We start from the raw sequence: 14,944 nt of genomic DNA on the forward strand, positions 1-14,944 counted from the left end.
GCGCTTAGTCGATAGTGTCTGATAGATAGGAGCAATGCAATTATGATGATACAACTGCAAGGCTTGCTTTCGACAATCACATTTTTGGATGTTATAGATATTGTCGTCGTTGCCTATTTTCTTTACCGTTTGTTCCTGATGCTGAAAAACACCCGTGCCGCAACATTGGGCAAAGGTCTTATGGTGCTGATAGGCTTCACGCTTATCTGCCGTTGGCTGAATCTGCATGTTATCAGTTGGCTGTTGGAAAAGAGCATGACGGTGATTATGGTCGCCCTGCCTGTTGTCTTTCAGCCGGAGCTGCGCCGTGCTTTGGAGCAAATCGGCCGCGGCAAGCTGTTCCACAAGGGCAGCGAGCTGGACGAGCAGGAGCTGGAGGAAATGCTGGATTCCGTTGCTCATGCCACTAAGGTGATGAGCAAAAACAAGGTAGGTGCGCTGATGGTCTTTGAGCGTGCTACCGGTCTGGCAGAGCGTATCGAAACCGGTGTGCCGATTGACGGTCTGGTGAGCTCTGGCTTGCTGCAGAACATTTTTGTTAAGGATACCCCGCTGCATGACGGCGCTGTTATTATCCGCGGCAACCGTGTCGTTGCTGCCTGCTGCCTGCTGCCGCTGACCGAAAACCGTAATCTGAGCCAGGAGCTTGGTACCCGCCATCGCGCTGCTATCGGTATGTCCGAGCAGTCCGATGCGATGATTCTTGTTGTCAGCGAGGAAACCGGTACGATTTCCATCGCCCGCAACGGCGAGCTGATGCGTTATCTGACGGTGGATGATGTGAAGGAAATTTTGCGCACGGCAATTTTCCGTCCGCATGCGGCAGTTAAGAATTCTTTGGTTGATAAAATCAAGAGCTTGTGGGGCGGTGAGAAAAAATGAGATTTTTGCAAAGGCTGGCGCGTAAGGAAAACCTGTTGGCAAGGATTATCTGCCTGCTCATGGCCTGTGGCCTGTGGGTATATGTAATGACCGACCAGAATCCGATAATCGAGCGTAATATCGAGGTGCGCCTGCAGCAGAGAAATCTGCCGCAAAATATGATGGTTTTTAATGCTCCCGATAAAATTCTGGTAAAGGTGCGCGGTTCGCGTGCCAAACTCAGTTCCGATAATCTGAGTGCCGAAATCAATGCTTCTATTAATTTAAAAAATATAACCGAAGGTCAGCAGAGCCTGCCGATTACGGTAACCTACTCCGGCGGTGAGATTGTGTCCGTAACGCCTAAGGAGGTTTCCGTATATGTGGATACAGTAAGCGAGAAAAAGGTTCCCGTTACTACGCGTATCGTGGGAGCTGTGAACGGAGATATGACCATCGGCAGCAGTATAATTACTCCGGCGGAGGTTACTTTGCGTGGTGCAACACATCGTATTGACAAGGTAAACCGTGTGGTTGCTCCGATAGATATCAGCAACCATAGCGGCAGCTTCCAGACGGAAAGCGAGCTGGTTGCCGTGAGTGACGACGGCTACGATATTCCTAATATGAGAATTATCCCTGAGCGTGTAATGGTGCAGGCCAATATGGTAAGCCAGATGCATTCGCTGGATATTCCTGTGAAATTGGTTATGAGCGGTGATTTGCCTGCCGGTATTATTGTTACCAAAACAGAGATTGTGCCGACAAGTGTTCGCGTTACCGCACCGCCTTCCGTGCTGAAGGAGCTGAAGGATGTCAAGACCAAGCCGGTGGATGTAAGCAAGCTGACCGGTAGCACCGTTGTTGCGGCTGAGCTGGATTTGCCGGAAAAGGTTATTCCCGAAAGACGTACGGTACAGATTAAAATATCGGTAGAAAGGCAGAATTGATTTATAGATGAAGCTGAAAATAAATAATGTGCGTATCAGCCTGCGACAGGAGCAGACGCTTGAGCAGGCAGTGTGCCGCAAATGCGGTATTCCGCGCGATGCTTTGGGCGGTGTGCGGATAGTGCGCAAGGCTGTAGATGCGCGCAAGAAAAATGATATCTGTCTCAACTACCATGTGCTGGCAGAGGTTGAGACAGGCGGCAGACAGGCAAAGCGTTTGTTGGCGGACCGTGATATTACACAATATCAGGAACAGCAGCAGCCGACGCTTGAGCTTGGTACACTGCCGCTGAGTGCACCGCCTGTTGTTATCGGTGCCGGTCCTGCAGGCCTTTTGGCGGCACTGCAGCTGGCAGAGCATGGCTATAAGCCGCTGCTTTTGGAGCGCGGCAAGCCGGTAGCGCAGCGTGTGCAGGATGTACAGCGCTTTTGGCAGACGGGAGAATTTAACCCCGCGTCCAACGTACAGTTTGGCGAGGGCGGTGCAGGCACCTTTTCGGACGGCAAGCTGACTACGCGTGTAAACGATCCTATGATGGCCGAAATCCTGCAGCTCTTTGTAGATGCAGGCGCGCCGGAAAATATTTTGTACGAGCACAAGCCGCACGTAGGCACGGATAAGCTGCGTGCGATGGTACAGGGCCTCAGCCGCCGTATTGCGGAGTTGGGCGGCAGCGTCCGTTACGATGCGCATGTTGTTGATCTGGATATCAAAAATAATGCTGTGCAGGGCGTAATCCTTGACGGCGGCGAAAGACTGGCGGCGGGAGCTGTGGTTCTGGCCTGCGGTCACAGCGCGCGCGATACCTACGCTATGCTGGCACGCAGGGGCGTTGGCATTGTGGCGAAGCCCTTTGCCATCGGTGTGCGCATCGAGCATCCGCAGGAGCTGATTGACAGGGCGCAGTACGGCAGCTTTGCCGGACATCATCTGCTGGGCGCGGCGGATTACGCGCTTGTTTATCACACGCAGGATAAAACACGCACAGCCTATTCGTTCTGCATGTGCCCTGGCGGTCAGGTGGTTGCCGCCGCTTCGGAGGCCGGCGGCGTGGTTGTCAACGGCATGAGCATGTTTAAGCGTGACAGCGGCATTGCCAACAGCGCGCTGGTAGTGAATGTAGACAGCCGTGATTTCGGTGAGGGTGCGCTGGCAGGCGTAGAATTCCAGCGCCGCTATGAGCAGCTTGCTTATGCGGCGGCAGGCAGCAGCTATTATGCGCCTGCGCAGAATCTGGACAGCTTTTTGAAGCGCGTAACGCCGTCCTTGGAATGTCTGGTGCAGCCAAGCTATCGTCCGGGACTTGCGGCCTGCAGCTTAGACAAGGTGCTGCCTGCTTACGTTACGGATACTCTGCGCGAGGGCATTACGAGCTTCGGCCGCAAGCTGGCGGGTTACGCCGACGGCGGCGCTCTGCTGACGGGTGTGGAAACACGCACCTCGGCGCCGGTTCGCATAGAGCGCGACAGGCAGAGCTATGTATCGCTGACGCATGATCTGCTTTACCCCTGCGGCGAAGGCGCAGGCTATGCCGGCGGTATTATGAGCGCCGCGCTTGACGGCTATCATGTGGCGCGTGCGATTATGGAAAGATTTGCGCCGGTGAAGTAATTTAGGTTGGAGCAATAAACAACCCTCAGTCAAAATCACGTTAGTGATTTTGACAGCTCCCTTGCAGGGAGCATATAAAGGTTTTAAGAATTGCGAAGTTTACTGCTTGTAAGCCTGTTATATCGCCCCTGAAAGGGGAGATGTCACCGTAGGTGACAGAGGGGTTGTGTATATATAAATCTCAACAATTCCCAACTCACATATAAACGAATTAACATTAGGGAGGTTATTACAAAAAATGGCAAGATTATTTGGTACTGATGGTGTTCGCGGTGTGGCGAACGTAGAGCTTACTCCGGAGCTGGCCTTTAAGCTGGGCTATGCTGCCGCAAAATACTTTGGCCGCGAGGTTTCCTGCCCGAAAATTATTATCGGCAGAGATACACGCCGCAGCGGACAAATGTTGGAAAGTGCTTTGGCAGCAGGTATCTGCAGCGCCGGCGGCAATGCACATCTTCTGGGCGTTATGCCTACTCCGGCAGTTTCCTTTCTGACCAGTGAGGTTAAGGCTAACGCCGGTGTAGTAATTTCTGCTTCTCACAATCCGTTTGAAGACAACGGCATCAAATTCTTCTCTCAGACAGGTTACAAGCTGCCTGACGCAGTAGAGGACGAAATTGCAGCTATCGTTGCTGCACCGATTGATTACACTCAGGCAGTAAGCGGCAGCAGCGTAGGCCAGATTATTCATGAAAAGGATTTGTCAGCACTGTATATTAAGCACATTCTGAGCACTGCTTATGCTAAGCTGAATGGTCTGAAGATTGTTATGGACTGCTCCAACGGTGCCAACAGCGAAATCGCACCGGTTATCCTGCGCAGCCTCGGTGCAGAGGTTGTGGCAATTTTCAACGAGCCTAACGGTATCAACATCAACAACGGCTGCGGCTCCACTCATCTGGAGGCTTTGCAGAAGAAGGTTGTCGAGGTTGGCGCTCATGTAGGTATCGCCAATGATGGTGACGCCGACCGTTGCCTGGTAGTTGACGAAAACGGCGAGGCTATGGACGGCGACCAGATTATGCTGATTTGCGCTCTGGAGCTGATGAAGCGCAACAAGCTGCATGACAATATGCTGGTAACCACTGTTATGAGTAACGTCGGCCTGCATCAGGCTATGAAGGCTCATGGCGGCAAGACTGTCAAAACCGCTGTAGGTGACCGCTATGTACTGGAGGAAATGCTCAAGCACAATTATTCTATCGGCGGCGAGCAATCCGGTCATATCATTTTCTCCGAATTCGCTAAAACCGGCGACGGCATTCTGACTGCGGTACAGCTGTTGTGCGCAATGGTTCGCAACAACAAGCCTTTATCCGAGATGGGCGCCGTAATGACTAAATTCCCGCAGATTCTGCTGAATGTACGCGTGAAGAATAAAAACGGCTGGGAAGAAAAGGCTGCTATTCAGGAAGTAATTAAAAAATATCAGGAGGAGCTGGGCGAAAACGGCCAGATTCTGGTACGTGCTTCCGGCACAGAGCCTTTAATCCGTATTATGGCCGAAGGACCGAAGCAGGAGCGTCTGGAGCAGATTGCCAACGCTATTGCCGACGTTGTAACCAAGGAGCTGGCATAAGCAGACTTCCTTGCTGAATGAAGATTAAAAGCAGACCATTACATCAGTTTCAGATGCAATGGTCTGCTTTTGTATATTTTCTTGAAAAACGCAAAAAAATAACCGCCCAGCTCCTACACTAGCGGTTATTTTTAACAGTTAATTTTGAAGGGCAACCGTCTATCGGTAGCACTCTTTCTATATTTATTATACTATATGAAGCGCCTGCAGGCAAGCATCAGGCAAGAAAAGTTCAAGGAATGTTTTCTTGACCTGCCAGTTATCATATTGTAAAATTAAATTAGTCTGAGGATGTGCCGCGTGGGACTGCCTGCCTGCGCGGCTCATTGTCTGTTTGCTCATAAATCAGCAGAGGCTTGTTTTTGCTGCCAAATGCAGACAGTGAAGGATGTAAGCGCATGTACCGCTTAGGCGGTGGACGAGGAATGAGGTTATCGATCAGTCAGCGGATGCCTCACGGCCGGCTGCAGGCCGCAAACCGTGTATAAAGCCCTCCGGTAACGGGGGAGAGAAAAGCATGGTGGCAGAAAGGGCAAAGAATATAATACATGCTCGCAAGGGAGAAGGTATCAGATACGGGAAAACCTGACTAAGCAGATGATGCCTTACACCTTGCAGCGTAGAGGAGGATTACTACTTATGTGCGGAATTGTAGGTTATATCGGTAATCACGAAGCAGCCCCCTTTTTGCTTGATGGTATGAGCAAGCTGGAGTATCGCGGTTATGATTCTGCCGGCATTGCTGTTTATGAAAACAACAGCATTCGTGTAGAAAAATGTGTAGGCCGTCTGGATGCACTGCGTCAGAAATTGGCAGGCAATATGCCTGTGGGCAATGTAGGTATCGGTCACACACGCTGGGCAACACATGGCCGTCCGTCGGATCGCAACGCGCATCCCCATACGGACAGCAGCGGTAAGTTTGTCGTTGTCCATAATGGTATTATTGAAAATTATCTTGGCCTGAAGGAAGAACTGATTTCCAAGGGACATGAATTCCTGTCTGAAACAGACAGCGAGGTTGTAGCTCATCTGATGGCGGACCAATATGACGGAGATTTCGAAGAAACCGTCAAAAAGGTGCTGAAGCTCATCAAGGGCTCCTACAGCCTGGTGTTTATGTGCGAATACGAGCCTGATAAAATCATCTGCACCAAAAAGGATAATCCGCTGATTATCGGCCTTGGCGAGGGTGAAAATTTTATTGCTTCCGATATTCCGGCAATTATCAACCATACGCGCCGTACCTTTATCATGAGCGACGGCGAAATCGCCACGGTAACGGCAGACGGTGTATGGGTGCAGGATATCAACGGCACTCCCATCAGCAAGAAGGTGTTTGAGGTCAACTGGAATGCGGAAGCAGCGGAAAAAGGCGGCTTTGAGCATTTCATGCTGAAGGAAATCTATGAACAGCCTAAGGCTTTGCGCGATACCATGACAAGCCGTTTGGACGCGGAAGCAAAAGCCATCGGCTTCCCCGAGCTGAACTGGACAGCCGAGGAGCTGTGCGAAATCAATAAAATCTTTATCGTGGCCTGCGGTACCGCTTATCATGCAGGTATCGTCGGCAAATATTATCTGGAGCAGCTGGCGCGTGTGCCGGTTGAGGTGGATATTGCCAGCGAGTTCCGTTACCGCGACCCGCTTGTTGATGGCAACAGTCTGACGATTGTTATCAGCCAGAGCGGTGAAACCAGCGATACGCTGGCAGCGCTGCGTGAGGCTAAGCGTCTTGGCTCCCGCACTTTGGCGGTTACCAACGTTGTCGGCAGCTCTATTGCGCGTGAGGCAGACCAGGTTGTTTATACCTATGCTGGTCCGGAAATTGCCGTGGCATCTACCAAGGCTTACACTACACAGCTTCTGGCAATGCTGATGCTGGCAATTTATGTAGGCCGTCTGCGCGGCAGCATGAGTGCCGAGCGTGAGCAGGAGCTGGTGCAGGGCCTGACCTTTGTACCTGAGCAGATTCACAAGATGCTGGAAAACGTGGACCAGATTAAGGTGTTTGCGCGTGAATACGGCAGCAGTGAGGATGCCTTCTTCTTGGGACGCAGCCTTGATTATGCTGTAGCGCTGGAGGGTGCGCTGAAGCTGAAGGAGATTTCCTACATTCATGCGGAGGCTTATGCAGCAGGCGAGCTGAAGCACGGCACCTTGGCGCTGATTGTTTCCGGTGTACCGGTAATCGTACTGGCAACGCAAATGGACGTATATGATAAAACCGTCAGCAACCTGCAGGAGGTTAAGGCGCGCGAGGCTGTGGTTATTGCCATCGGCTTTGAGGGCGACACCTCTCTGGAAAAATATGCGGACCATGTTATTTACATCCCGCGTACGGACAAATATCTGGCACCGCTGATGGCAGTGCTGCCCTTGCAGCTGCTGGCCTACTATGCGGCGCTGACTCGCGGCTGTGATGTTGATAAACCGCGAAATCTCGCCAAGAGCGTAACAGTTGAATAAAAATAAAATTAACGGCGTAACAGATGCAAAAATCTGCTGCGCCGTTTTTGTAATTACAGAGATACGCTGCTTATGTTATACTAATATTAAATTAGAGCGGAAGGGGAACAAAAGCAGATGGCTTATAGCGAGCTTTTTAAAAATTACAGTGATATCCGCAATTTTATGCGGCGCTTTTATGTATACGGCTTTGAAAAGCGGCAGGATTTTACTGCTAAAAGCTCCAGAAGCTATGATGATAATCGCCGGCGTCTGGACAGCTGGCTGGAGGATTACATGAGCTTCAAAAGCGAAGCGGACGGCAGAGCCTACCGCATTTCCTTCGACAGCAGCAGTATCAGTCATAATCCCTTGTACAAAAGCTGGAAGGCCAAGAGCTTTACGTCCATGGATATTACACTGCATTTTTATCTGCTGGATATTCTTGCCGACGGCAAGGCCTATTCGGCGGCAGAGCTGTTGGAGCTGCTTAGCGGCCGTTATTTCAACTGCTTTGATAATCAGCTGCGTCAGCCCGATGAATCGACGGTGCGCAACAAGCTGAATGAATATACTGCGCTGGGAATGCTGCGGCTGGTGAAGCAGGGACGGCGCAATCTTTACTGCCTGGCGCGTGATGAGGTGAACTGGCGCAGTTGGCAGCTTGCCTGCGCCTTCTTTTCCGAGGCGGCGCCTTTGGGAGAGGCAGGCTCCTATCTGTTGGATAAATTTGCCGAGGACTGCGAAGCCTTTGCCTTTAAGCATCATTTTATTTTATATACGATGGACAGCAAGCTGCTGTACGAACTGTTGGAGGCGATGAACAGCAGGCAGTCCGTAACGCTTTACCGCTGTGACAAGGACGGCAGCAGTATACCGCAATATGTTTGCCCTTTGAAAATTTACTGCAGTACGAGGACCGGACGTCAGTATCTTTTGAGCTACAGCTATGCTGCGCAAAAGCTGCTGTTCAACCGTCTGGACCATATCGAAAGTATTGAGGTTAAACGCGCAGAAGGACGCTATGAGGAGTTTTTGCAGCTGGCACAGGAGGCGGCGCCGCACATCTGGGGCGCAGGCATGCTCAGGACAGACCGGTTGGAGAAAATCAGCTTTACGGTGGAGGCGGCAGCTGACGAGCAGTTTATTGTGCAGCGATTGGAGCGTGAAAAGCGTTGCGGCACGGTGCAGCAGCTGGATGCGGAGCATTATCGCTTCAGTGCTGCCGTGTATGATGCGCGTGAGCTTTTGCCGTGGTTACGCACCTTTATCGGGCGTATTACTGCTTTTAGCTGCAGTAACGAGGAAATAGAGCGCATTTTTTATGATGATCTGGAGCAGACAGCGGCCTATTATCTGCAGGAGGTGCAAGCGGATGGCGAAAAATGACAGCTTTTTTAACGAAATATACGGCACCTATTTTAATGTTGTGAGCAGTATTCTGCGGCAGGCTCAGGAAAAGCAGCTGACGAAGGACAGCTTGGAGTTGTTGGTGCGGGAGCAGGCCTTTGCCGACAGCTGCCTGACCATTCCTAAGGCACTGCAGGACGGAAGCTGGCCGCTGCTGCAGAAGGATATGACTACGCCGCTGCGGCATGCACCGGCGATGCCGTTGACAACATTGCAGCGTCGCTGGCTGAAAAGCCTGCTGACGGATAAGCGGATACAGCTTTTTGATGTGGAATGCAGCGGACTGGAGGATGTGGAGCCTCTGTTCAGTGAGGAGCAATTTGTGTATTTCGACCGTTACAGCGACGGTGACAATTATGATGCTCCCGAGTACAAACAGCATTTTCGCTTGCTGCTGCAGGCGATAGCGGAAAAGCGCAGGGTAGAAATAAGCTTTATCAGCGGCAAAAACGAAAGCGTGCGGAAGGAATATCTGCCGCTGCAGCTGGAATATTCGTCAAAGGACGACAAGTTCCGCTTAAAGGCGGTGCATGAGCGCCATCTGCATTACGTTAATGTGGGGCGTATCAAAAGCTGCAAAATGCTGGAGCAGACGGAAGAAGAAGCCTGTATGCTGTTGGAGCCGGAGCGCTGTGCGGTTACAGTCCTGCTGACGGATGAACGAAATGCTCTGGAGCGGGCAATGCTGCATTTTTCGCATTTGGAAAAGATAACGGAGCGCTTGGATGAAAAGCATTACAGGCTGCAGCTGATGTATAACAAAAGTGATGAAACGGAAATGGTTATCCGTATTTTATCCTTCGGACCGTTGCTGCGGGTGCAGGAGCCGGCAGGCTTTATTGAGCTGCTGCGTCACAGGCTGCGTAAGCAGCTGGCGCTGCGGGCGAAGGAGTAAGGGGAAAAATATAATCTGCCGGAAGCTCATTTAATGCCGAAGCCTTATTATAAATCACCGGACCTGTGAAATTTCTGCAGGCCAGGTGTATTTTTTGTATTCTTAACAGTAATTTTCTTTTACGCAGTCAACAAATGTGTTATAATTAACGATACATGTCATTTTTGTGAAGAAGTTGAAATTTTTATGTGTAGGTGATGAAATGGAAATGTTTTTAGTGGCTGTGGGCTTCTATGGCATTGGCGTATTAACCATGCTGCTTCCCCACGGCATGCAGCGTGCTGCACACTGGCTTGCTAACAGCGCTGCCCTTTTTGGCAGCGCTGTCTGCGCTTATGCGGCAGGCCTGCTGCTTTTCGGCGGCGTGAGCCCCGCACCCCTGACCTGGGGCTCGTATTCTTTAGGTTGCGATGGCTGGAGCGCAGTCTTTCTGCTTTTGACCGGTATCGCCGGTGTTGTTGCCAGCCTGTATGCGCTCGGTTATGCGCGTAGCTATGAGGGCAGCCGTCTGCGTCTTTTGGGCGGCATGTGGTGTCTGTTCATCATGTCTATGGTAATGGTGCTGCTGGCCGGCGATGCCTTCAGCTTCCTGCTTTTCTGGGAGATTATGGCTGTAGCCTCCTTTATGCTGGTTAACCATGAATCCGAAAAGCGTGCTACCTGGAATGCTGCCTATCAGTATCTGGTTATGACCAGCGTTGGTACGGCGGCGATTATGATTGCCTTTTTGCTGACAGGCTCTGCCAGCGAAGGCTTCAGCTTTGCTGCTATGGCCAAGAATACGCTGGAGGGCAGCTGGCAGCATCTTGTTTTTGTCTGTGCCTTTGCCGGCTTTGCTTTAAAGGCCAGTCTGGTGCCGCTGCATGTTTGGCTGCCTAAGGCGCATCCGGCAGCACCCAGTCACGTTTCCGCGCTGATGAGCGGTGTTATGCTGAAGATTGCGCTTTACGGCTTCGGTCGTTTTATGTTCAGCTTTTTGCCTGCCTGGAATTACTGGTGGTGCGTTGTTGTACTGCTGGCAGGCGTAGTATCCGCATTTTTGGGCGTACTCTATGCTCAGATGGAAACGGATATCAAGCGCGTGCTTGCTTACTCCTCTGTAGAAAATATGGGCGTAATTTTTGCTGCCTTCGGCTGCAGTATGCTGATGAAGGCTTCCGGCAGCAGCTTTTATATGCTTGGTTTTGTGGCAGCGTTGGTTCATGCCTTTAACCACAGCATCATGAAGGTGCTGATGTTTATGTGTGCCGGCAGTATTATGCATGGCACCGGCAGCAAGAACCTGGAGCTGTTCGGCGGCCTCGCACGCAAAATGCCGTATACCGCTGTCTTTGCTTTCGTCGGCTCGCTGGCGCTTGCCGCTATTCCGCTGACGAACGGCTTTACCGGTGAATGGCTGGTGCTGCAAAGCTTTATCAGCCTGGGTACAAGCTGCGCAGGTCAGGATATCCGCCTGTGGACTGCGGTATCCTTTATTCTGCTGGGCTTTACCGGAGCACTGGCTCTCGGCTGCTTTGTACGCTTCTTCGGCATCACCTTCCTGGGCCGTGCTCGCAGTGAAATCGTGGAGCATGCGCACGAATCCGATAAATTTATGCTCGCTGCTATGGGCGTTGCATCTGTTTTAGTTGTTGCTTGCGGTCTTTATCCGCTGCCGGTCGTTCGCGCCGCTCTGTTGGCGCTGGGCATGCCTGTGGCTCTTGATGCCTTCGGTATGAATCTGGCGTGGGCTGGCGTTGGTACTGCTATTTGCTACAAGCCGCTGCTACTGTTGGCTTTGCTGCTGGTGCTGGGCGCATTGCTGTGGCTTGCTGTTAAGAATTGCTTTGTTGTGGAGGATGTTACCTGGAACTGCGGTACCTATCCGACGCAGCGTCAGCAGTATTCCGCAACCGGCTTCAGTAAGCCTGTACGCCGTGCGTTTGATTATCTGCTGAAGCCCAAGCGTCAGGTAACCTACATGCGCAAGGAGCATGCGTACTTCGGCCGTCAGCTTTCCTACAAGCTGGAAATTCCCGATATGATTACGGAAAAGCTTTATCAGCCGCTGCAGAAGCATTTTGTAAGTATTTCTAATTTCCTGCGCCGTTTGCAGCAGGGCAGTGTGCGTTTATATGTTGCCTATGTTATGGTGGCAATGATGTTGGTACTGGTATGGGGGGCGCTTTATAAATGATTTTAGAGAATGAATTGTTACAGCTGGCCCTCGGTATGGCGCAGGCAGTTTTGCTGCTTTTGTGCGCTCCGCTGGTTACCGGCATTATTAAAAAGGTAAAGGCCTGGATGCAGAACCGTATCGGCAGCAGCATCTGGCAGGAATATTACGATATCCGCAAATGGTGGGGCAAGCCAACTATGCTTACTCCTTATACCAGTATCACCTTCCGTCTGGCACCCTGCGTATATTTTCTGACGACCTTTGCGGCAGTTTGCATGCTGCCGGGCTTTTTAGGCGGTCAGGCCGGCTTTGGCGACGTTTTTGTATTTGTATATCTGCTGGCCTTGGGACGCTTCTTTATGGCAGTTTCCTCGATGGATGCAGCCACCGCCTTTGGCGGTATGGGCGGCAGCCGTGAGGTGTATGTGGCTGCCTTTGTTGAGCCTGTGGTAATGCTGGCTGTGCTTTCCAACGTGCTGCACACCAACAGCACTTCGCTGGCAGGCATGAGCCTGCGTACGGATGAAGTCAACCTGACGGTAGCAGGCGTGCTGACCTGCATTGCCTTCTTCCTTGTATTGCTTGCAGAAAACAGCCGTATTCCTGTTGATAACCCTGATACGCATCTGGAGCTGACAATGATCCATGAATGCATGACACTGGAATATTCCGGCCGTCTGCTGGCGCTCATCCATTGGGCAAGCCAGCTCAAGCTGCTGGTATTCTTAGTGCTTTTCGCTATGCTGTATCTGCCGCTGGACTTGCCGGTTGTATTTAAGGTGCTTATCGGTGCGGTGGCTGTAGGCGTGGTTGAAACGTTGAACAATAAGATGCGCCTTTTCAAGGTGCGTGTATATCTGGCCGCAGCAGGACTGATGCTGCTGCTGGCAGTAGTGGCACAGTAAGGAGGTAACGATGGAATATTTGGTTGTAAGTTTAATGTTTATCGTTTTCCTGCAGACGCGCTTTGTGGAGCTGCGCCGTGCAACTCTGTGCCTGGCACTGCAGTCTGCTTTGATTGCGGCGGCCTGCCTCGTCGTAGGCATGAGCCATGGCAGCGGTTTGCATGCCTGGCTGCCCGGTGTGCTGACGATTGCCGTTAAGGTGCTCTTTATTCCATACGCTATTTTACGCGTGGTAAATCAGCTGCGCGATGAGCGTGAAATTGTCAGCGATATCAATGTAAATTATTCTACTGCTTTTGCAGCCTGCAGTCTGGCACTCGGCTACATGGTAATTGACGGTCTGCTGCCGCAGGCAGAGGGCCGCGATATCCTGGCGACCTCTATGTTTATGATTATGACAGGCCTCGCGCTGATTGTTATGCGCAGCCGTGCCATTATGCAGATGATCGGTCTGATTACCTTGGAAAACGGCATTTATCTGCTTGGTTTGATTATGACCGAAGGCTTGCCGCTGATTATCGAGCTGGGCATTTTCCTTGATGTGCTGATTGCTGTTGTTATTCTTGTTATTTTAACCTCGCGTCTGCGTCTGTCGTTTAAAACGACGGATACAAATGTGCTGGACAAGCTGAAAGGGTAGGGGATGTAATGTTAACATATATTTTGATACTGTTATGCCTGCCACCCTTGTGCGCGGTGCTGGCACTGGCTGCGGGCTTTGGCAATAATGTCCTGCATTGGCTGCACCGCCTGACGGCAACTGCGGTAGGTGTGTGCGTGGCGCTGATGGCAAAGTCCTTTAATCCTGCTGTGCCCTATGTAGACGATTATTTTTACATTGATGCGCTGAATATGTGGGTAATAATTATTATTACCACACTTTATCTGGCAGCAACCTGGACTGCGCGTAATTATCTTACGCGTGAGGAGCGCTGCGGCGTGCTCAAGGGCGAGCAGCTGCAGACAGGCCGTTACTTTGCGCTGATGCAGCTTTTCTGCTGGACAATGTTTATCGTACTGCTGGTAAAAAATCTGGGCCTGATGTGGGTAGCTATCGAAGCGACTACCTTAATCAGTGCGCTGCTTATTTCCTTCAAATTTACCCGCGCCGCTTTGGAAGCAACGTGGAAATATATTATGGTTTGTACCGTCGGCATCTGCTTGGCGCTTTTAGGTACACTGGTGCTGTATTATGCACAGCTTGATGCTTTGGGCGGCGAAAAGGCGCTCAGCTGGCTGTATCTGCATGAGCATGCCAACAGCCTGAACCCGGCGATGACCAAGCTGGCACTGCTGTTTATCGTTATCGGCTATGGTACGAAGGCAGGCATGGCGCCGATGCATACCTGGCTGCCTGATGCCTATGCCGAGGCTCCGTCACTGACCAGCGGTATGCTGAGCGGTGCGCTCTGCAGCTGTGCTATTTATGTATTGCTGCGTAATCTGGTTATCCTGCTGCCGACAGCAGGCGCTGCGATGATGAGCAGCATGCTGCTGTTTTTTGCTGTGCTGACTGTGGCGATTGCCGTGCCGTTCGTTGTTGTACAGCGTGACGTTAAACGTATTCTGGCGTATTCCTCTATGGAAAACATCGGCATTATGGTTGCCGGTATCGGCGTCTTTTCCGCCTTCTCCCTGAAGGCTGTGATGCTGCATATGTACAGTCATGCGATGATTAAGTTCGTGCTGTTCTATATTGCCGGCACGATTATCCAGGAATACCAGACACGCAATATGATGCGTATTCACGGTATGATTAAGGATGTACCGCATACCGCAACCTTCTGGCTTACCGGTATGCTGGGCATTTTGGGCCTGCCGCCGATGGGACTTTTCTTCAGTAAGTTTTACATTATGGCGTCTATGTTCCGTGAGGGACATTGGGTAGCAGGCAGTCTGCTGATTATATTGCTGGCCGGCGTTTTAATCGGTATTTTGTACCACGGCATGCGTATGCTGTGCGATAAATCCAAGCGTCAGCCCTTGGGCGATTTGCTTGGAGCAACTGACGTGCCTGTGTTGGCAGCGCTGCTGCTTTTGACCTGCGTAGTGGGAGCAGGCTTTGAAAATATTCCCTGGCTCAACAATCTGCTGAACCAGGCTGTGCGGATTATAGGAGGCTGAGA

General features: G+C 51.4%; 11 protein-coding genes. All 11 read left to right on the forward strand.

Translation table 11 applies throughout. The features are described 5' to 3' along the window. The first annotated feature begins 42 nt into the window (after nucleotides 1-42). The 11 genes from cdaA to Q7Q81_RS06055 all read left to right on the forward strand — a co-directional run bounded on the left by cdaA (nucleotide 43) and on the right by Q7Q81_RS06055 (nucleotide 14,942). Complete coding sequence (gene cdaA / locus Q7Q81_RS06005; protein ID WP_293811114.1) at nucleotides 43-882, forward strand: diadenylate cyclase CdaA; 840 nt, start codon at nucleotides 43-45, stop codon at nucleotides 880-882. Next, on the forward strand, nucleotides 879-1,811 hold the full coding sequence (locus Q7Q81_RS06010; protein WP_293808199.1) for a CdaR family protein: 933 nt from the start codon (nucleotides 879-881) through the stop codon (nucleotides 1,809-1,811). The genes cdaA and Q7Q81_RS06010 overlap by 4 nt, the downstream gene beginning before the upstream one ends. 7 nt (nucleotides 1,812-1,818) lie before the next feature. Next, nucleotides 1,819-3,423: an NAD(P)/FAD-dependent oxidoreductase gene (locus tag Q7Q81_RS06015; protein WP_304274405.1), complete on the forward strand. Its 1,605-nt coding sequence runs from the start codon at nucleotides 1,819-1,821 to the stop codon at nucleotides 3,421-3,423. 238 nt (nucleotides 3,424-3,661) lie between these two features. Then, nucleotides 3,662-5,002 carry a phosphoglucosamine mutase gene (gene glmM, locus Q7Q81_RS06020; RefSeq protein ID WP_304229157.1) on the forward strand — a complete coding sequence of 447 codons (1,341 nt, stop codon included), beginning with the start codon at nucleotides 3,662-3,664 and terminating at the stop codon, nucleotides 5,000-5,002. A gap of 639 nt (nucleotides 5,003-5,641) precedes the next feature. Continuing rightward, complete coding sequence (glmS, locus tag Q7Q81_RS06025) at nucleotides 5,642-7,471, forward strand: glutamine--fructose-6-phosphate transaminase (isomerizing) (protein ID WP_304274408.1); 1,830 nt, start codon at nucleotides 5,642-5,644, stop codon at nucleotides 7,469-7,471. A 117-nt stretch (nucleotides 7,472-7,588) separates the two neighbouring features. Continuing rightward, nucleotides 7,589-8,839, forward strand: a complete 1,251-nt coding sequence (locus Q7Q81_RS06030; RefSeq protein ID WP_304274411.1) for a WYL domain-containing protein — start codon at nucleotides 7,589-7,591, stop codon at nucleotides 8,837-8,839. Further along, nucleotides 8,826-9,755, forward strand: coding sequence for a WYL domain-containing protein (locus tag Q7Q81_RS06035; protein WP_304274415.1), 930 nt, complete (start codon nucleotides 8,826-8,828; stop codon nucleotides 9,753-9,755). Before Q7Q81_RS06030 ends, Q7Q81_RS06035 begins: the two co-directional genes overlap by 14 nt. 202 nt (nucleotides 9,756-9,957) lie before the next feature. Then, a complete protein-coding gene (locus Q7Q81_RS06040; protein ID WP_304274420.1) occupies nucleotides 9,958-11,931 on the forward strand; it encodes a proton-conducting transporter transmembrane domain-containing protein in 1,974 nt (657 codons plus the stop codon). Then, nucleotides 11,928-12,818: a respiratory chain complex I subunit 1 family protein gene (locus Q7Q81_RS06045; protein ID WP_304274422.1), complete on the forward strand. Its 891-nt coding sequence runs from the start codon at nucleotides 11,928-11,930 to the stop codon at nucleotides 12,816-12,818. The genes Q7Q81_RS06040 and Q7Q81_RS06045 overlap by 4 nt, the downstream gene beginning before the upstream one ends. A 10-nt stretch (nucleotides 12,819-12,828) precedes the next feature. Then, entirely contained in the window at nucleotides 12,829-13,458 is a 630-nt protein-coding gene (locus Q7Q81_RS06050) for a hypothetical protein (RefSeq protein ID WP_021720884.1), read from the forward strand. An 8-nt stretch (nucleotides 13,459-13,466) separates the two neighbouring features. After that, the gene (locus tag Q7Q81_RS06055) at nucleotides 13,467-14,942 is read left to right on the forward strand and encodes a proton-conducting transporter transmembrane domain-containing protein (protein WP_304274424.1); all 1,476 of its coding nucleotides are present in this window, start codon (nucleotides 13,467-13,469) and stop codon (nucleotides 14,940-14,942) included. Nucleotides 14,943-14,944: the final 2 nt, after the last annotated feature.

Origin of the sequence: Phascolarctobacterium succinatutens (assembly GCF_958453765.1) — a bacterium.
GTDB classification, from domain to species: domain Bacteria; phylum Bacillota; class Negativicutes; order Acidaminococcales; family Acidaminococcaceae; genus Phascolarctobacterium_A; species Phascolarctobacterium_A succinatutens_B.